Annotated in this window: 16 protein-coding genes; 5 read left to right on the forward strand and 11 right to left on the reverse strand. The window is 43.7% G+C overall.

Features of this window, described 5'->3' with window-relative positions:
• Positions 1–80: 80 nt before the first annotated feature.
• Positions 81–581, forward strand: coding sequence for a Fur family transcriptional regulator (locus BWI96_RS18750; RefSeq protein ID WP_106638058.1), 501 nt, complete (start codon positions 81–83; stop codon positions 579–581).
• A gap of 76 nt (positions 582–657) precedes the next feature.
• Positions 658–1,947: an adenylosuccinate synthase gene (locus tag BWI96_RS18755; protein ID WP_106638059.1), complete on the forward strand. Its 1,290-nt coding sequence runs from the start codon at positions 658–660 to the stop codon at positions 1,945–1,947.
• Between the two features lie 770 nt (positions 1,948–2,717).
• Here the strand turns inward: BWI96_RS18755 and leuS are convergent.
• Together leuS and BWI96_RS18770 are read right to left on the reverse strand one after the other, a co-directional pair.
• Positions 2,718–5,501 carry a leucine--tRNA ligase gene (gene leuS / locus BWI96_RS18765; protein WP_106638060.1) on the reverse strand — a complete coding sequence of 928 codons (2,784 nt, stop codon included), beginning with the start codon at positions 5,499–5,501 and terminating at the stop codon, positions 2,718–2,720.
• 149 nt (positions 5,502–5,650) lie between these two features.
• Entirely contained in the window at positions 5,651–8,044 is a 2,394-nt protein-coding gene (locus BWI96_RS18770) for an HRDC domain-containing protein (RefSeq protein WP_106638061.1), read from the reverse strand.
• 221 nt (positions 8,045–8,265) lie between these two features.
• Between BWI96_RS18770 and BWI96_RS18775 the strand changes: the two genes are divergently transcribed.
• The gene (locus BWI96_RS18775) at positions 8,266–9,519 is read left to right on the forward strand and encodes an asparagine synthetase B (protein WP_106638062.1); all 1,254 of its coding nucleotides are present in this window, start codon (positions 8,266–8,268) and stop codon (positions 9,517–9,519) included.
• A gap of 75 nt (positions 9,520–9,594) precedes the next feature.
• Here BWI96_RS18775 and BWI96_RS18780 read toward each other — a convergent pair whose 3' ends face one another.
• Positions 9,595–10,614, reverse strand: a complete 1,020-nt coding sequence (locus BWI96_RS18780) for a hypothetical protein (protein ID WP_106638063.1) — start codon at positions 10,612–10,614, stop codon at positions 9,595–9,597.
• Between the two features lie 40 nt (positions 10,615–10,654).
• Positions 10,655–11,989 (reverse strand): MBOAT family protein, encoded by a 1,335-nt coding sequence (locus tag BWI96_RS18785; RefSeq protein WP_232793807.1) that lies wholly within the window; start codon positions 11,987–11,989, stop codon positions 10,655–10,657.
• 338 nt (positions 11,990–12,327) lie between these two features.
• Between BWI96_RS18785 and BWI96_RS18790 the strand changes: the two genes are divergently transcribed.
• Positions 12,328–13,212, forward strand: coding sequence for a DUF1684 domain-containing protein (locus BWI96_RS18790; protein WP_106638065.1), 885 nt, complete (start codon positions 12,328–12,330; stop codon positions 13,210–13,212).
• A gap of 74 nt (positions 13,213–13,286) precedes the next feature.
• Here the strand turns inward: BWI96_RS18790 and BWI96_RS18795 are convergent, their stop codons facing one another.
• The 6 genes from BWI96_RS18795 to BWI96_RS18820 all read right to left on the reverse strand — a co-directional run bounded on the left by BWI96_RS18795 (position 13,287) and on the right by BWI96_RS18820 (position 18,303).
• Positions 13,287–14,069 (reverse strand): DUF2490 domain-containing protein, encoded by a 783-nt coding sequence (locus BWI96_RS18795; protein ID WP_232793808.1) that lies wholly within the window; start codon positions 14,067–14,069, stop codon positions 13,287–13,289.
• 121 nt (positions 14,070–14,190) lie between these two features.
• A complete protein-coding gene (locus tag BWI96_RS18800; protein WP_106638066.1) occupies positions 14,191–15,258 on the reverse strand; it encodes a S9 family peptidase in 1,068 nt (355 codons plus the stop codon).
• A 2-nt stretch (positions 15,259–15,260) separates the two neighbouring features.
• Entirely contained in the window at positions 15,261–15,656 is a 396-nt protein-coding gene (locus BWI96_RS18805; RefSeq protein WP_106638067.1) for a hypothetical protein, read from the reverse strand.
• Positions 15,657–15,838: 182 nt separating this feature from the next.
• Entirely contained in the window at positions 15,839–16,618 is a 780-nt protein-coding gene (locus BWI96_RS18810; protein WP_106638068.1) for a LytTR family DNA-binding domain-containing protein, read from the reverse strand.
• 40 nt (positions 16,619–16,658) lie between these two features.
• Complete coding sequence (locus BWI96_RS18815; RefSeq protein WP_106638069.1) at positions 16,659–17,708, reverse strand: sensor histidine kinase; 1,050 nt, start codon at positions 17,706–17,708, stop codon at positions 16,659–16,661.
• Between the two features lie 133 nt (positions 17,709–17,841).
• Positions 17,842–18,303 carry an Lrp/AsnC family transcriptional regulator gene (locus tag BWI96_RS18820; RefSeq protein ID WP_106638070.1) on the reverse strand — a complete coding sequence of 154 codons (462 nt, stop codon included), beginning with the start codon at positions 18,301–18,303 and terminating at the stop codon, positions 17,842–17,844.
• Positions 18,304–18,474: 171 nt separating this feature from the next.
• On the opposite strand from BWI96_RS18820, the gene BWI96_RS18825 reads away from it, so the two are divergent.
• Positions 18,475–19,650: a PLP-dependent aspartate aminotransferase family protein gene (locus BWI96_RS18825; RefSeq protein WP_106638071.1), complete on the forward strand. Its 1,176-nt coding sequence runs from the start codon at positions 18,475–18,477 to the stop codon at positions 19,648–19,650.
• Between the two features lie 57 nt (positions 19,651–19,707).
• On the opposite strand, the gene BWI96_RS21715 is transcribed toward BWI96_RS18825, so the two are convergent.
• Positions 19,708–20,007, reverse strand: coding sequence for a hypothetical protein (locus tag BWI96_RS21715; protein WP_157830438.1), 300 nt, complete (start codon positions 20,005–20,007; stop codon positions 19,708–19,710).
• Positions 20,008–20,126 lie beyond the last annotated feature (119 nt).

A 20,126-nucleotide genomic window follows, 5' to 3' on the forward strand; every position in this document is an offset into this window, starting at 1 on the left:
AATCTAAATTCTTAAGGAGTTGACAATTCTCTGAGATAAAGTCCCAAAATGCCCTTTCTTTGCACTTTATTCTGAAAACAATGCCTCTTAACGAATCGAGTTTTACGACGGTGAGGCAGATCTTCACCGCGTTTCTGGAAAATAAAGGTCTTCGTAAAACCCCCGAACGTTTTGCGATTCTGGAGGAGATTTATTCTCGCGACGACCATTTTGACGTAGAAGAACTCTACGTTTCCATGAAGAACAAAAAGTACCAGGTTTCCAGGGCAACCGTCTACAATACCCTTGATGTATTGGTAGAATGTAACCTCGTAACCAAACACCAATTCGGTAAAAACCAGGCTCAGTACGAAAAATCATATGGCCGTCGCCAGCACGATCACCTGATCTGCACCGACTGTCACCACGTAACTGAATTCTGCGATCCTCGGGTGCAGAACATCCAGAACATGGTGGGTGATATGATGCAATCGAACATCATGCACCACAGCCTGATTTTCTACGGGTCTTGTACCAAGCAGAATTGCGAGAATCGTAAATCAATGCTCACAGGGCAGCCTTACGCCCTAACGAACGAATAATACGGGTCAGCACTACATCCGGCTTCACAAACGAAGCCGGATTTTTGTGTTTACTCTCTAAATTTCAAATTGTACAATGAAAGTTGACGTATTGCTGGGCCTTCAATGGGGCGACGAAGGCAAAGGGAAAATTGTGGATGTGTTAGCTCCACAATATCAGGTAGTAGCCCGTTTTCAGGGAGGTCCCAATGCTGGACACACACTGGAATTCGAAGGAAAGAAGCACGTATTGCACCAGATTCCTTCGGGTGTGTTCCGTTCCGAAGTTCTGAATATCATTGGAAACGGTCTGGTACTGGATCCTATCGTATTCAAGAAAGAAATTGAAGGTCTGAGCGAAAAGTTCGGTATGGATCTGACCAAGAACCTGCTGATTTCTAAAAAAACCGCCATTATTCTTCCTTCGCACCGCCTGTTGGACGCGGCTTACGAAAAAGCGAAGGGTGACTCTAAAATTGGTTCAACTCTGCGTGGCATTGGTCCTACTTATACGGACAAAGTATCTCGTCAGGGTCTACGCGTGGGTGACGTGCTTTCGCCAAACTTTCAGGAGAAATACAACCGCCTGGTAGACACGCATAAAATGATTCTGGGCTTCTATAATTTTGAATACGATCTTGCAGAAGCCGAACAGCAATTCTTTGACTCCATCGAATTCTTGAAGCAATTTAAACTGGAAGAAACAGAATACGTCATTAATCAGGCCATCTCTGAAGGTAAGACCATTCTGGCGGAAGGGGCTCAGGGTTCTCTATTAGATATTGATTTTGGTTCGTATCCTTTTGTAACGAGCTCTACGACAACGACTGCTGGGGTTTGCACCGGCTTGGGTGTTGCTCCTAAAAATGTAGGCGAAGTATACGGAATCTTTAAAGCTTACTGTACTCGCGTAGGAAGTGGTCCATTCCCTACGGAATTGAACGACGAAGTAGGCGAACGCATCCGTCAGGAAGGCCGTGAGTTTGGAGCTACTACGGGTCGTTCCCGCCGGACGGGCTGGCTGGATTTACCTGCCCTCAAGTACGCCATGATGATCAACGGGGTTACGCAATTGATCATGATGAAAGTAGACGTATTGAATATTTTCGACGAAATCAAGGTTTGTACGCATTACCAATTGCCTGACGGCACGGTAACTGAACAGATTCCTCATGATTTGAACGACATTGAAGTAACGCCCGTTTACAAAACCTTTAAAGGCTGGCAAACGGATCTGAGCAGTTACCACTGCTACGATGAGTTACCCGCCGAACTTTCAGCGTACATCAGCTTCCTGGAAGAGGATTTAAAATTACCCATTAGCTTTATCTCTACAGGCCCTGACCGTGAAGCCATTATTCACCGGGAATCTCAACTGAGTGCGTAAGCATCGTGAGTTTTGAGTTTAGGGTTTTGAGTTAAAAAGAGAAGCCCTTTCCTGAATGATTCAGGAAAGGGCTTCTCTTTTTGTATACACTCTTTTGAATCTACAATCCGAAAGCCATCTGTAAGGGATTTATAATCCCTAAAGTAACGCTGACCGCCTCTTACCTAGACGCGATTTCATCGCGTCTCTACTTGAAATGCTTGATTGTATCTTTTCGGATTGACAGCCATCCGCCCTGGTTGGTGTCCTCACCAAACACTATGCTTTTTATATTGATGGCTGGTGAGGACACCAGCAGGGTGGGAAAATCAAACAGAAACCCCGGATTAGCATCCGGGGCTATCCAGCCTGGGTCCATCCAGACCGGGGCTACCCATATTGAACCCCGCTGGGGTTATTATTCCCATTTCCAAACGTCTTACCTACCTTTATGGGTTTTCCCTTTCTAAACTGAAAACTGAAAACTGAAAACTGAAAACTGAAAACTGAAAACTGAAAACTGAAAACTGAAAACTCAAAACTCAAAACTCAAAACTCAAAACTCAAAACTCAAAACTGAAAACTCAAAACCGCAGCGGCGGCCGCTCAAAACTCAAAACCCATACAAACAAAAAACCTCAGCATTACCGAGGTCTTTCTGCCTAACCATTAAACATTTCAACTTAAACACTAAAGCCGGAAGGCCTCTTGCTTTTGAAGAGACGATCCGGCTTGGGTATTACTCTTAGTTCTGAAATAAAAAATATTTAATTTCGGGATAGTACAGGATACTAGATCACGACGTTAACGATTCGCTTTGGTACAACGACTACCTTTTTCGGAGTCTTCCCTTCGAGCCATCTGATCACCGTTTCATTCGCTAATACCTCAGCTTCAATCTCTTTCGGATTCGCGTCAGCGGGGAACGTTAAGGTTGTTCTTACTTTACCATTAATCTGAACGGGATATTCAAAGGAATTCTCTACCAGATACGAAGCATTGAATTCAGGGAAACTTTGCGTAGTTACCGTTCCGGGTTCATTACCTAAAGCCGCCCATAACTCTTCACTAATGTGCGGAGCAAAAGGAGCCAGAATGCGTACAAAGTCAGCCAGAATAGCTTTTTTGTGGCATTTCAGCGTGGTTAACTCATTGGCAAGTACCATGAAAGCCGGAACTGACGTATTGAATGAAAGTACTTCAATGTCCTCTCCTACTTTCTTAATGGCCTTGTGTAAAACCTTGAGTTCTTCCGCCGTAGGCTGGTCTTCCGTAACCAGATATTTACCCGTCTGATCTTCGTAGAATAAACGCCAAAGTTTACGCAGGAAATTGAACGTTCCACTGATTCCGTTGGTATTCCAGGGTTTGGAATCCGTCAGCGGGCCCAGGAACATTTCGTACAGACGTAAGGTATCAGCACCGTATTTCTCAACGATGTCATCCGGGTTTACTACGTTGAACTTCGACTTTGACATCTTTTCAACTTCCCAGCCACACACGTATTTGCCATCTTCCAGGATAAACACGGCATCGGCGGGAACATCCGTACGTGAAGACTTGAATTTCTCAATGTCCAGCACATCCTGATCTACGATATTTACGTCTACGTGCAATGGCGTTACTTCGTACTGATTTTTCAGGCCCGCACTCACAAACGTTACCGGATTTGATTCTTTCACCCGATACACAAAATTCGAGCGACCCTGAATCATGCCCTGATTCACCAGTTTCTTCGCAAATTCTTCCTGCTCGGCTACGCCAATATCTTTCAGGAATTTGTTCCAGAAACGAGAGTATAGCAAGTGGCCCGTGGCATGTTCCGAACCTCCCACGTATAAATCAACCCCTTTCCAGTATTGAATCGCTTCTTTCGACGCCAGTTCGTTCTCGTTTTTCGGATCCATATACCGGAACCAATACCAGGACGAACCCGCCCAACCGGGCATGGTGCTTAATTCATATTCGTATTCACCCTTATACTTCCAATCAGTAGCACGGCCCAGTGGCGGCTCACCCGTTTCGGTAGGCAGGTATTTGTCAACCGCGGGTAACTCCAGCGGCAGGTCATTTTCGTCCAACAGATAAGGCAATCCGTCCTTGAAGTAAACCGGAACCGGTTCCCCCCAATACCGCTGCCGACTAAACACGGCGTCACGCATTCGGTAATTGGTTTTGCCTTTACCTAATCCCCGTTCTTCCAGCCATGCGATTAAGGTTGCCGTAGCTTCCTTATATCCCATGCCGTTAATGATACCGGAATTAATATAGGATCCCTCTTTTGTAGCATCAGCCTGCTCACCGATCCCTTTCTGAGCATCCAGAATCGGTATAATCGGTAAGCCAAAATGGGTCGCGAAATTCCAGTCCCGCTGATCGCCGGAAGGAACGCCCATGACGGCTCCCGTTCCATAGCCTGCCAATACGTAATCGGCCAGATAAATAGGGACTTTCTCTTCGTTAAATGGATTAACAACGTAGCTACCCGTAAATACCCCAGAAACCTTCTTCACTTCCATCATCCGATCCAGTTCGGAACGGCGTTTGGTCGCATTTACATATTCTTCGACGGCTTCTTTTTGCTCAGGAGTAGTCAGCTCAGGCACTAATTCATGCTCGGGAGCGATTACCATGAAGCTTACGCCATAAATTGTATCTACGCGAGTGGTGAATACTTCGATGGTCTGATCTTTGCCTTCCACCTGAAACTTCACACTGGCTCCGTACGAACGTCCAATCCAGTTCCGCTGCTGTTCTTTGATAGACTCCGACCAATCGATGGTTTCCAATCCATCAATCAGGCGGTTGGCATACGCTGTAATTCGCATCATCCATTGACGCATCAGCTTCTTCTCGACGGGATAACCACCCCGTTCCGAAACACCGTCTTTTACTTCATCATTGGCCAGAACGGTTCCTAAGGCTGGGCACCAGTTTACCACGGCATCCGCCAAATACGTCAGGCGATATTTCAGAGTGATTTCGTATTGCTCCGTTTCGCTTTTGGCATTCCATTCTTCCGCCGTAAACGTTGGTACGTCTTCGTCGCAAACGGCATTCACCGCTTTCGAACCTCCTTCGGCAAACGCCTTTGTCAGCGAAGAAATAGGTAAAGCTTTGTCCGCGTCTTTATCGTAATAGTGATTGAACAACTGCATGAAAATCCACTGCGTCCATTTGTAATAATCAGCATTGGACGTGCGAACTTCCCGGCTCCAGTCAAAGCTGAAACCTACGTTTTTCAATTGCTCAATGTATCGGTTAATATTCTGTTCAGTCGTAATGGCAGGATGTTGCCCCGTCTGAATGGCGTACTGCTCGGCGGGAAGGCCAAAGCTGTCAAAACCCATCGGATGCAGCACGTTATATCCTTTCATCCGCTTGTAACGGCTGAAAATATCACTGGCGATGTATCCCAGCGGGTGACCTACGTGTAAGCCAGCCCCAGAAGGATACGGGAACATATCCAGAACGTAATACTTGGGTTTGTCGGTTTGATCTTCAACGCGGTAAGTCTGGTTTTTCTCCCAGAATTCCTGCCATTTTTTCTCGATATCGCGAAAAGCGTACTCCATTTGTTCAGTTATCAGTTGACGGTTACCTCTTCGGAAAGAGATAACGGTTTTCGAGCCGCAAAAGTAGGCAATTTTAAGGGGAGAACCGTGTCCCTCTGATGAATCTTAAGCGGACGTGAAAGTATTCCTTCAAAAGAGAAACTTGACTTTTAGGCAGCAGTATGCTCCAGATGGGTTAATACGCCCTTAATTTCCGCCATCGTTACCGTACCGCCCAATGCCTTTTGAATCTTCTTTAATGATCGCTGATTCGTTTCGGTTACATACTCCAAAATGAGGGTAATGTTCCGGCGGCTAAATACATCATAGATATCCAGTTTGCCCGTGCCAATGTATTCGATCAGATAGTCTTCAACGGTTTCTACCTCAAGACTTAGGGCAGTGGCTATCGCTTCGGTATTGATTCCATCCCGATAATAACGCAAAACTTCTGCTTTCGGATTTACCTTTTCGGCTGTAGCCGTTTCTTTAACGATCTCATTTTTAACACAATATTCTTGAATAATCGTAATAATTTCCTCCCCAAACTCTTTCACCTTAGCCTTTCCAATGCCTTTTATTTTACCTAACTCTTCCAAAGTTACCGGCAACTGTTCAGTAATATCAGTCAATGATTTATGAGCCAGGATTTGAAACTCCATCACGTCTTTTTCATACGCTTTATTATCCCGCCATTCTTTAAGCTGATAGTATAAGGCTTGATGGGTATAGCCTTTCACTGCCTCCTTCCCTTTCGGTAATTGAATCATTCCTTTGAATTCAATGTCAGCATTAGCCTTAATCTTCAATAATTCATTGATCTGAAGGTTACCCATGCCGGATTCCAACATCTTTTTCTTGATAAATAAAAGGCGTTGTAATTTTTCCAGGGCTTCATGAAAGGTCTTCTTAATGGACTGATTATCCGTTTTCACCTCCAGCTTTTGGCTTTCCAGAAATAACCCCGTCTCCAATTTATCGAAGAAATAAGTAGACGCTTTCTGAACCCGTTCAATAACCGCAGGTTCTTCTTCCGGCAGGTTCGTTTTTTTAGAGAACAAAGTGATTAACTGACGAATGAATTTTTCGGATACCTCCTGTATTTCAATCATCGTCTGCCCCATCTGCTGAACTACAGCGGCATCAAACCAGATTTCAGTGGTTAAAGCCTTCAAAGACTGATACGCGTAGATTAATTCGTTGAATGTGAACAGCTCTTTTATTACCTTTTCCTGAAAACTAATCTTCTCCGTTAACAACTGCTGAGCCGTTGGTTTATCTTTTTCCGCCTGCCGACTGTAAGCCGAAACTACCCCATCCGTCCGTACGCTTCGACTGCTAATGGGGCTACTTAAGACCATGCCTTCCAAACTTTTGCAGCGACTCAAAGCCACATACACCTGACCATGAGCGAAGGATAAATTTGCATCAATGATGGCTTTTTCGAAGGTTAAACCCTGACTTTTATGAATAGTAATAGCCCAGGCCAGCTTGAGAGGGTATTGGGTAAACGTACCAATGATCTGTTCTTCGATCTCCTTGGTTTTTTCGTTCAAAACGTATTTTACGTTCGTCCACTCGACAGGTTCTACGGCAATTTCGGCGTAATCGTCCTTGCCTTTGACGTAAATAATGTTGTCAACGATGCGGGTTACTTTACCGATTTTTCCGTTGAAGTATAACTTATCCCGGGAGGAATCATTCTTCACAAACATGACCTGAGCATTGATCTTCAAGCCTAGCTTCAACTCCGTAGGATACGCATTCGGAAATTCATCTTTTATCTCCGCATCAAAGGTTTTTAATGAACCCTGCAATTCATCCAGTTTCGTTCTATTAATCTTCTGAGCGGAAGCATTATGAGTCGATAAGGTGATGTAACCTTCCTCGTCGGCAGGTTTAAAATCCGGGATATACCGCTGATTTAAAAGATCTAAACTTTCACGATTCAGTCGATTTTCCCGAACCTGATTCAATAACTCTACAAAAACGGGTTCCGACTGACGATAGATATGCGTTAACTCAATCCGAACGGGATGGGTCTTCTGTAAAGCTTTGCTACCAAAGAAATAAATTGTCTGATAATGGGGTCGCAATAACTCCCATTCCTCGTCACTGATTACCGGAGATAACTGATGTAAATCCCCAATCATTACCAATTGGGTTCCGCCGAACGGAAGGCTCCGGTTTTTATACTTTCGCAGTACTTCATCGATCCCATCCAGTACATCTGCCCGCACCATGCTGATTTCGTCAATCACCAGCACATCCAGACTTTTAATCAGATTAATCCGCTCTTTGGTAAATCCCGTTTGCCGCTGATTTTTCCCATCGGGAATGTAAGGCGTAAAAGGTAACTGGAAGAAAGAGTGAATGGTCACACCACCCGCATTTATCGCAGCAACCCCTGTCGGAGCAACCACTACCATTCGCTTTAGTAAATTCTTTTTAAGGTTATGCAGAAACGTAGTTTTCCCGGTACCGGCTTTGCCCGTCAGAAAAACGTTTTTATTCGTAAAGTGTATAAACTCGGTGGCTAACTCCAGGGGATTGAGTTGTTCCATGTAATAGCAATCAGACTGATTTTTAAGTATAAAATACTAAATTGGTTCTTTCTAGGAGAATGTTCCAAACCGTTTATGAAGTCTTTGCGTTCGTTTGTTTTTTTCTTTTCATTCAAACGTACCTAAACTTCTATATTCCTTTATAATTCTGTAACTTACAGATACTCTCCCGCTTACCTGTCCATTTTCAGATCTATATCCATTTCGAAACTGCTACGCTTATGGGTAAAATGTGGACTTTCTTTTCGTTACTGGTATTGCTAAGCCCTTCGCTTCTGGCCAATTCTATCCTGATTCCAATGGATGTTCAGCAAACCAATCACCTCAAAGCGTACGGTCTGGCGTATCGGGAGTTGAAAGCCGACCGCGAAGTTGACTGGCTGGTGAATTATCGGGGCGGTAGTTTTCTGATGAAATACACCTCAGAACTGGAACTGGAATGCAAACTACGAAGTGTTTCCTACGAAGTCGTTACGGAGTCAGTAGAACAGTCCATGATTCAGTCTATAACGAATCCGGACGTGAACATGGACGTGGTCAAGTTATACAAAGCTGCAAAAATAGTGGTTTATAGCCCGATTAAGGTCAGTAAGGCCAGTTTTGAAGATACCGATGCGGTACTGCTGGTGCTGAATTACGCTGAAATCCCCTATGAAGTGGTGTACGACGAAGAAATTCTAAAGGGCGATTTACACCTCTACGATTGGCTTCATCTGCACCACGAGGACTTTACGGGCCAATTTGGTCGCAATCGCCGTCGCATGAGTGCGGCTGATCTGGAAGCTCAGAAAGCCATTGCAGAGAAGTATCACTTCAAAAAAGTATCGCAATTGAAACTCGAAGTGGCCCGTACGATTAAAGAATTCTGTGCGGGTGGAGGTTACCTTTTTGCGATGTGCTCTGGAACCGAATCGCTGGATGTGGCCCTGGCCGCTGAAGGTCTGGATATTGTCCCCAGCGTTTTCGACGGTGATGGCGTGGACCCTAAAGCTCAGCAAAAACTGGATTTCAGCAAAACCATTGCCTTTCAGGATTTTGAACTGGAGGTTTCAGATGAAGATTTTCCCGGCATGTCTTTCTCCAGCATTAATGCCTCATCGGGATACGGCTGGGGTGATGAGACCTATTTTTCGCTTTTCGATTTTTCGGCGAAATGGGATGTTATCCCTTCCCTACTGGTCCAGAATCATGAATCTACCATTCGGGAGTTTTTCGGTCAAACCAGTGCTTTTAACAAAAAAACGCTCAAGCCGGGAGTGCTGGTTTTGGGGCAGAGCCAGTCAACGTATCGTTACGTCTATGGAGAGTTAGGCAAAGGCCAGTTTACTTTTTACAGCGGGCACGACCCGGAAGGGCAACGCGGTTTCCATCGCATGCCTACCGATTTAAACCTTCATCCCAATTCGCCCGGTTACCGATTGATTTTGAATAATGTGCTTTTCCCTTCCGCCCGAAAAAAGAAACGGAAAACATAAACCAATGAGCCCGGCGAAATACTAGATTTCGCGCTCATTGGTTACTACGTTCAGCATTTGATGTATACTAAAAGATTAGTGTATTTCCGTAGTCTCTTTTTGATTATTTCGAAAAGCAAAGCTGGTTTTTTCGGTTAAACCACATTCCAACATTCGATTAGCCAGCAAATTACTAAACAGCTCCGTACCTGCCTGATTCAGGTGATTGGCATTGAAGAAATAGGCTCTGCTTTGGGCAATGGGATGATCATCAAATTTCCAATAAGGCACGTTTGCTTCCTGGCATAATGCGTCCAGTTTAGAAAGCAGTTGAGAGCGGTTGGTGTGTAAATCCGTATACTCTTTTAACAAAGGAGCTTCATAAACAATGAGTTCAATCCCTTCGGACTTAGCCAGATTAATAAACTCCCGATAAGCTTGTAGTTGTTTTCCTGATACCTTTAGAGCATAACCTTTAGGATTATGACTTTTTATTTCATCAAAGGTATGGTCAAATTTAGTATAGGGTGTGCGGATGTATCCGTTCTGGGCCTGCCATTCTCTTCCCCCACCACTCAGCCAAAGACCCAAGCCAACCATAGCTTCAGGCACTAGAATTGAATTGTAGTGAGCGTATTTCAGCAAAGGGATATATCTGGTATCTACAATTTTCTGATTCTTGTCTTTCAGAAGCGATTGTCCAATCACTTCATCCAGAAACGGCACAAATGAGAAATCATAATAGCCCCGCTTGGGAGTAGCCAGATACTCGGGTGTCGCTTCCAGAAAAACGTACTTGGGTTTCGGACTGTAATGTAACCACAATTTCAGCATGGCTAGCTGATGCTCAATGTTATTACCGTTAAGTCCAAAGTCATAACAGCTTAAATTGGTTTTCTTTTCGACAATGCTGGGATCCATCATGTAATCCACCCGTGAAGGGCCAATTACCAATACATCAAAGGGATTATTACCCGATGCAGCCATAGCCGGCTTGAAGTCGTAATTATGCCGGATACCAAAATCAAGAACTTTTTCAATCGCCCATCCTAATCCATACAAGGACACTAAAATGAAGCTGGCTTTAAGTAAGATTTTTCTGGTGGAGGTCTTCATAATACATTTAGTTAGGTGAGTATATGAATACTAGGCAATCTTAAAACTGAAAATAAATAAACTGCTTGGCAGTATCAAACAAGGCAAAAAGAAGAAAGAAAATAACCATTAAGGAATACAGTACCGGACGCATCATCCGTAAACCAGCTGTTGGCAGATAGTTCTTCCGGTATTCGATCAATAGATCTCCGATGCCTAAAACCAGTAGTACCAGTAAACTGACTATGATTCGTAAAGGAGGCTTGAAATCGCCTGTTCGCAGTATCCAATACCTGAATCCTTCCCATTCGATAGCCCAGCCTTGCCAGGTAAAAATGGTATCAATGATAGAAAAGGCGTTGGCAACTGAGCTGGCCCGAAAGAAAATCCAGGCAAAAGATACCAGACTAAACGTGGTGAGCATACCCAGCAAATTTACCCACCAGCGATTTGGTAATTGAATGAGTTTAAAATCCCGGCTAATCATGGTGCCCAGATTAAAAACCGAATGAAGAGCTCCCCAAATGAGGTAAGTCCAGTTGGCTCCGTGCCATAACCCACTTATAATAAATACGACAGTAACGTTAAAATATTTCCTGAGCAGTCCTTTTCGGTTACCCCCCATTGGAATATACAAGTAGTCTCTGAACCAGGTAGAAAGGGAAATATGCCAGCGTGACCAGAACATTTGGATGTTTGTAGCGATGTACGGACGCCTGAAGTTTTCCATCAGTTTGAAGCCCATTACTTTAGCTGTTCCAATGGCTACGTCCGAATATCCCGAGAAGTCGCAATAGATCTGAATGGAGAAAAAAGCGGTTGCTGCCATGGTGGCTAGAGCCCCGTATTGACTTGATCCGGGGTTGTCAAAAATCGGATCTACGTACATGCTAAGCCGATCGGCTACCACCATTTTTTTGAATAAGCCCCAGTAAATCCATCGTAATCCGTCTACAACGTCTGGGTAATTAAATCTATGTTTTTCGTGAAACTGGTGTAGTATATTCTGTGGCCGCTCAATGGGGCCAGCTACGAGCTGCGGAAAGAACATCACATACAAGGCATAAATCCCAAAATGCCGCTCTGCTTTCTGATTGCCCCGATACACTTCAATGGTGTAGCTCATGGCCTGAAAGGTATGAAACGATAAGCCTACGGGTAATAGAATTTGTAGTAAGGGGACATGCCGATGATTAGGCCCAATTAGGAAATTAATGTTATCAACGAAGAAATTGTAATATTTAAAAACGGCCAGAACACCGAGATTGGCGATTAAACTAAGAATAAGAAAAAGTCTTCGTTTTTGCCCGGAACTTTGCTCAATCCAGATGCCTGCGAAGTAGTCAACAACAATGGTAGCACCTAAGATGACAATGTAGATGGGAATGAATGCCATGTAGAAATAACAACTGGCGATCAGCAACATTAGCCACCGAAATCGATGGGGTAAGGTGTAATATAAAAATACGACTATAGGAAAGAAAATGAGAAATTCAATCGAATTAAAAATCATACCGCAAGGGTCTTCTTCAGGATACTAGGTTAGGCAATCATCACAAAAATATCTAAGTATTTAGAGATATTCCATTGATAAGTATTTTTTTATACTCCGTAAAGCGTAAACTACTAACAGAAAAGCAATTACAAAATTTTAAACTTCTTAACACACATAATCTATATAATTAATAGATATTAAAGTATCTTCGTCTCTCAAATCAAAATAGGTAGTCGCCCATGACTTATCGATCTATCATCGTTCTTTTCACTGTTCTGTCGCTGGCTTCATTTACGCCCGCTTCGGAAGACCCAGCTTATAAAGCTAAACTTGAAGCCTGGCATCAGAAACGGATTAACTCTTTGAAAGAGGAAAACGGCTGGCTGAATCTGGCCGGACTTTTCTGGCTCAAAGAGGGCGATAATACCGTGGGAAGTGTTTCGGATAATAAAATAGTTTTTCCTGCTGGAGATCAACACATTGGGAACTTCCAGTTGAAAAATGGAGAAGTCACGTTCACGCCTGATGGTCAGGCGGAGGTGCTAATGAATGGTGAAAAAATTACCGCAACTCAAACGATTTTTTCTGACCATTCCAGAAATGTGCCTACCCTTCAGCATCAATCGCTGCGTTGGGTGATTATCAAACGCGGCGATAAATACGGCGTTCGTCTGCGTGATCTGGAAAGCGAACAACTGAAAAATTTTCATGGCATTGAGCGTTACCCCGTCAATGAAACGTATCGGGTGAAAGCTCATCTTGAAAAACCGGCTACGCCAACCACCGTTTCTATCGTAAACATGATTGGTCAGACTTCAGAGCAACCACTAGCGGGCACGCTGGTATTCAAACTCAACGGAAAAACGTACCGTTTGGATGCTACGGGCAAAGGTGAGCTTTTCATTGTATTTGGTGACGCTACCAATAAAACCGAAACCTATGGATCAGGCCGCTTCATTTACGTGGAAGAGCCTGATGCGGAGGGCAATACCATTCTGGATTTTAATCAGGCTATCAATCCTCCCTGTGCGTTTACGCCATACGCTACCTGCCCTTTGCCACTCAAACAAAACAAACTGGCGGTGCGAATTCCCGCCGGAGAAAAACGTTTCGGCGATCACTAATTGCTGATTCCTAAGCATAAAAAATCCCGGTTCGTAAGTGCTACGAACGGATTTTTTATGCTATGCGACTAGGATTAATCGACTTGCGAAGGAAGTTTTTCTGAAGCCACACTATTGAGACGATAGTTTAGCGAAATGAAAACATTATTCTTTCCAGAATGGGCGATGGGCTTAAAGATGCCCTGATCAAACGTAGCCGGACTATAATTGGTCTGATTCACCCAGCCTAACTGAACCGTTACGTGCTTGTTCACCTGGTAACCTAGGCCCGCAAACAGACGATTTCGTTCAAAAGTTGGCCCAATGGGATTAAGGAATATCTCATCGAAGATGGAAATGAAATACGTTTTTTCTTTCAGACTTGAGTTATTAAGCGGAATAAACATATTGAGCCGATAACGTATCCGATTCCGATACGGATGTGTTCCGTCCCGAAAACTAAACCAGCGTTGTTCGACGCGATACCGATGTTCAAAACGAAGTCGGGATAGATACTGATTAATCGTGAATTGCTCCCACAAACGGCCTTCAATGTTGAGTGGCCCATCGGATAACTCCTTATAATCATACGTAGCATAACGTCCTCCAGCAATGGCGGCGGTGAAGTTTTTATTGATGTCGTAGGTAACTCCTCCTTTTAATTCGTTGTAGAAAACCTGCTGAAAAAGGGCGTTACTTCGAAACTGAACTTCCGCGAAACCGCCCCATTTTTTCTCACCGCCAGGAAGAACGACGGTTCCGATAAACCAGGAACCCCAGGGAGCCGGAGAGGTGAGGGAAGTTTGGGCGTGCGAAGCGAGTTGCACACTAATGAATAGACTGACGGTCAGTCCAATACGTACCAGTATCTTGTTCACTTATTGGGAATGTTGAAAACGCTGCAAAAGTACAGCACGTTATCAAATTGTTTTCTCATTCCTATTAATCTTAACAATTACATAATATTTAATAAAGCTTTATGTCATTGTCTTTCGTGTCTTACTCGCAATAGTTTACTCGTGGATTAGTCGTACGGCTACAGGGGAATTGGTATTTACTTTGCGGGTACTTAGCTACGGGGGAATCCGTTACTTCCAGTGGAGCCATTGTTTGTCCATGATAACTAGGCATGGTTATCTGAGCAAGGGAACCATTGCCTAAAGCAATCTTTTTACCCGCTGGGCTATGGTTGAAACTATAATCCATCATAGCGTCCAGCAAACGATAAACTCCGTAGTAATCCAAGGCATCAAAGGCTTTACGTGAACTAGGCATGACATGATCAGTAGTATACGTGTAGCCTGCTATAGTTGACGATCTGAAATAAATAAAATCCTTTTCACTTTCCTCAATACGGATATTCTTATAGATGTCAATGGCCATGCGATGATCGTTGATTATATCCTCATCGTACACCTGAGTAATCATTTGAGTATTAGCGGGAAAATTCAGTAATTGCTGTTGAGTAGTACGTTCACTATCCCAATTGAAACTATACCAGGGAGCCATAATAAATAAAAAACGGCCCTTTGTTCCCCAGTTTTTTTCCGTAAAAGCTTTATAGGCCAGGTCAATGCTGGCTCCGCCCCCAAAAGAATGCCCCATAAAACCCACTTTTTGCGTATCAATGATAGCTGGATAATCGGTCGCTGCCTTAACAAATCCCTCCCAAAGTGTCTGATAACGGTGCTCTTTACCCGTGTCTACGGTACGGTAGGGTACAAAAACCACTACGTACCCTTTTTTAGCAATGAATTTGAATAATTCTATATTGTATTTTTTATCCTCTCCCCCAAAAGGATGAGAAAAAAATATAGTGGCCCTAGGTGAGGTAATGCCCTGAGGATAAAAAATGGATACCTGAGTATCCGTATATTCAGGATTAGTGAAGGCTATTTCAGCAACCTTATAGGATCCCTCGGCACCGTATCCAGACGTAGGTTTTTGTATAGGCCCCCGCAAAGTGCTATCCGGCACATCAGATTGCGTATTTTTTCCTTCGCTATCCTTTGAGCAAGCTGTACTGGAAAGCCATATGGTAATCAGTGCAAAGACGACGATTCTCATTTTCAGTACTTTTTTTTCAGTTGATTTCTGCTTCTCAATTCTTCCTTTATTTCGCTCTGAATGGCTTGGTATTGTTTGAATTGTTCTTTGGAGAAAACCTTTCCCAGCTCCTTCTCTTTTTCCTTTTGTCCGGTTCTCCATTGCCTGAGTTTGGCTATTTTACTTTCCTCATTTTTTAACATGGAATCATTTTCTAGGGCGTATTTCAGATTAATTACCTGTATCTGACTGAATTGCTTTTCCGAGAGGTTCAGTTCTTTTTTCATCCATTCGGTCTGCCATTGGGCTTTTTCCTCAGGGGATTTATTTTTTAGTTTTGCAAAATCCTGTGCGGACCCTATGCCTCTGCTAATGACCCAAACCACCAGAAAGGCAGCTATCTTGCTTACATTTTTCACGTTGAGATTTGTTTAGGTGAGTAATGATGCAAAGATGGATCGTTATGATCTAGTTGTTTTTAATGATTCGGCCGAACCTGCTTAAAGAAGGGGCGAATGATCTTAATAACGTGGTGGACTCTGTGCGGAAAGAATGGAGAAACAGAAAAAAGCCCGATCTATAAATACCTTTGATAAGTCCGTTAATAATTCATCCAGTTTTTAAAACTCGTAGCCCGTGCCTTACTAATGAGCACGTGTTCTGGAGCGGAAGGCTCAAGTTTTACTAAAAGTCTTCCATTGAAATAATATTCGACTTCCTTTATGCTGCGGCGGTTAACGATGTATTGTCGATTGGCCCTAAAAAATAGCTCTGGGTCGAGTTGTTGTTCCAGTTGTTCCAACGTCTCTTCACTGGTAAACTGCTGATTATGCATCGTTTGTAGATAGACCACTTCGTTGGAAGTATAGAACCACGCTATTTGGGCTGACTCTATGGGAATAAGCTTGTTACGGTAATTAATCAGAAAAGATTTTCGGTAAAATTTTGCTGACTGATGGAATAGGTCCGATAGAACTGGCCGCTTCAATTGCCCGGCCATAGATTCCACCGCGTGAACGAGCTTGTAAAATTTACTGAGGGCCCGGCGAAGTTCCTCTTCATCAAAAGGTTTCAGGATATAATCAATACCCTGATTTTTAAAAGCTTCAATGGTATAATTGTCATAGGCCGTTACAAAAATAACGGGTCTGTCAATCGGGATTTGCTCAAAGATCGCAAAAGACGGTCCATCTGTTAGTCGTATATCAGAGAAGATCAGATCGTATTCAGCCGGGTTTTCTTTGAACCAATCTATAGCCTCATCTATACTCGGTAACAGAGCCATGATATGTACCTTGGCTTCTATGGCCCTTAGCAAGTGGGCTAAATTGCGTGCAGTAACTGCTTCGTCTTCTATTATCACGATTCGTAATCTGTTCATATCATCTTATCTGCTCATTTATGACTGATAGCTTTTAGTATTATTTTTCTTTGGCTAAACTCCGGGCTCCTTTTAGTAAAGGCAACCGAACGATGAACCATTCATTTGTACGCTCAATCTCGATTTCACGTTCTGTAAGTAAGCGAAAACGCTCATTTAGGTTTACCAATCCAGTACCCGTACTATAACCTGCATTGATTAAGGGCTGATGGTTATTACGGATGATCAGCCAGCCATCTTCATCGCAGAAAGTCACTACCAAAGGTTTTTTTCGGGTGGCTATATTATGTTTGGCTACGTTTTCCAGCAAAGGTTGTAAAGAAAGATGAGGCAACCAGGCATTCTGTGCCTCCAAACTAACCTCTATCTGTAGACAGAAAGCTTCTTCGAGTCGCATATAAATCAACTGAGCATACGAATGAATGATAGTCAGCTCATCAGAAACTCGAACCAATGCTGTTTCAGTATTGGTGATCGTATTGCGGTACACTTTGGACAGGTGTAGGATATACGATTGAGCAAGTACCGGATCTTCTCTCACTATCCCTGACAAAGTGCTTAGTGAATTGAACAGGAAATGCGGGTCAAGCTGTCCTTTCAGTAAGGCTAACTGAGCTTGGTAATACGCTTCTTTCAACTGTGCATTCGCATAGTCTTTCTTTTGGCTTTCGCGTATTAGTAATAACAAGCGTACACTAATAGCTACCAATATCGTACTTAACAGAAACCGTGTTATGTAGCCTTTCAACACCAAGCCATGTAAATGAGCATTTGGAAAGAGTATGCGTTGACTTATACTGCCTAAGCCAATCAAGAAAATAACGACAAGAGCATTGAAGAAGTAATACAAGCCTAATTGTCCCCTTTTTCGGTAGCCGGCCAGAAATTCTCTGTTTCCTAAATTGAGCGTGAATAATACGATACAGAACCCATAGTTGAACAGAAATTGGAAGCTGTATTCAGCTACGTTAAACTGCCAGTACCGGGCCATGATTCCATTCTCACGCAAAGCCAGTAATCGGGCTGAATTAATCACCAGCGTAATGAATAATGCCGAATACCAGCAGAGGTTCCGTTCGTTTTTGTCCATTTGACAAATTTGTAGAAACTACAAAAGCAGAATGCATAGACCGGAGGGCGAAACTGCCTTCAGATAGGTTGAACTGACTAAAACAGAAGGTAAAGTGCTATTGTATTTATCTGTAAATGGATCAACTCATCTTTTATAGGTCATATATAGTTGAAACTTTAATTTCGGCCATGACAAAGACACTCTGCGGCCCGCCAATATGGGCTAGAGCTGCCAGTTGCTCCACCACAAAACGACGGTAATCGTCCATGTCTTTTACCACCACTTTCAGTAGATAATCATATGGCCCGGCAATATTATAACACTCCATTACTTCCGGTAAACTACCGATTTTTGCCTCAAATTCCCGGATAAACTCCTGCGTATGTTCTTTTAGTGATACCTGACAAAAAGCCACCAGTTCCCGACCAATTTTCTTGCGGTCCACCAAGGCCACGTAACTCTTTAAATACCCATCCCGTTCCAGACGTTTGACCCGTTCGTGCACGGGAGTCAGGGATAAGCCTACCTGTTGCGAAAGTTCTTTGTTCGAGACAAAAGCATCCCTCTGAAGAATTGTCAGAAGCTGTCGATCAATTTCATCCAGATTTTCCATAGAATATTTTTCTAATAAGGATTTAAAAACTCATTACTCACCAAACATATCTACTGCTTATTACTCATTGTATAGATTTGTTTTCCAAATTAAAAGATAATTACCTGTTTTATATACTAAATCTCGAACTTTGCAGGCAGAAAATTGAATCCAACGAATTTCTTCGCATACATGGCATCTAAAGAAACGCTGGCGATTCGGGCACAGGCCGAACGCTCTCAAAATCGTGAACACTCTGTTCCTTTATACTTAACCTCCAGCTTTACCTTCGAGGACGCCGAAATGGGCCGGGCGATGTTTGCCGATGAAATATCGGGGAATGTGTACTCGCGTTATTCAAACCCTAACGTCGACGAATTCATTACTAAAGTTTGTCTGCTGGAAGGCGGAGAAGACGGCATTGCCTTTGCCTCTGGAATGGCGGCTATTTTCGCAACCTTTGCGGGAAGTCTGCAAGCAGGCGATCATGTCGTGGCTTCGAAAGCTCTGTTTGGTTCGGCCATTCAGATTTTGAACAAGATTATGCCCAAATGGGGTGTTACGACCACTTTCGTAGATGGCCATAATCTTGAACAATGGGAAGCTGCTACGCAGGAAAATACAAAATTCTACTTCTGCGAAAGTCCTTCAAACCCCGGTCTGGAGCTGACGGATTTACGGGCTCTTTCAGCCATCGCCAAAAAACAGAACGTAGCTCTGGCGGTAGACAACTGCTTTGCAACGCCCGTTATTCAGAACCCAATTGAGTTAGGGGCTGATCTGGTTATGCACTCGGCTACCAAATATATGGATGGTCAGGGTCGTGTACTGGGCGGTATTCTGGTAGGCCGTAAAGACCTGATTGAACCCATTCGCTTTTTTGCTCGTCATACCGGCCCTGCGATGTCACCCTTTAACGCCTGGGTTCTATCGAAAAGTCTGGAAACCTTATTCGTACGGATGCGTGCTCACAGCGAAAATGCTCTGACGCTGGCTCGTGCTCTGGAGGGTAACGCGGCATTAGCAGCAGTGCATTACCCCTTCCTCGAAAGCCACCCTCAGTATGACTTAGCCAAGCAGCAAATGAAGTACGGCGGAGCCATCCTGACTCTGGAAGTCAAAGGCGGTTTTGCGGCAGTAAACGCCCTTACGCAGCATTTGGAGATTGCTTCGATTTCTCCTAACCTTGGTGATACCCGTACAATTCTGACGCATCCTGCCAGCACAACGCACTCAAAATTGAGTAAGGAAGAACGAGCTGAGGTAGGCATTACCGACGGGTTGGTTCGGGTAGCCGTGGGGCTGGAAGCCATCGATGACCTGGTAGCTGACTTCAAGCAAGCTCTGGACAAAGTAGCGGCTCTGTAGTTTATAGGTATAGTAAAAAAGAAAGCGGCAGGAATCAAATTCCTGCCGCTTTCTTTTTTACCTCGGTCCTCTGGTTCTGGGCCCGCCACCCCGATTCCCCCGGAATGAATCATTTCTTCTTCCACCATTTGGTGCGGGTCGATAGTTATAATTCCGGTTCCAGTTTTTTCGGTATACCCGAGGAGCGGGAGCTCTATAAACCCGGGGCCGGTAATAAGGCCGGTATCCGTACGATGGGCCATAATAGGGACCGTAATATCCGCTATTGTATCCATATCCATCTGAATAAACCCGAGACGAACAGCCCGTCAGCAAACTGCCGAGAGCTAGTATTCCTATGATCAATAATTTTTTCATGGCTTCAGCTATTTTCTTCCTATGACTCAAATTTCGTGCCTGAGGTTTAAAGCTTTAATTATCTGCGTGTTAAAAAGAGTTAAGGCTTCGTTCTATACTAGAGGTACGAGTTTTTTGAG

Origin of the sequence: Siphonobacter sp. SORGH_AS_0500 (genome assembly GCF_002838835.1) — a bacterium.
Taxonomy (GTDB): Bacteria; Bacteroidota; Bacteroidia; order Cytophagales; family Spirosomataceae; genus Siphonobacter.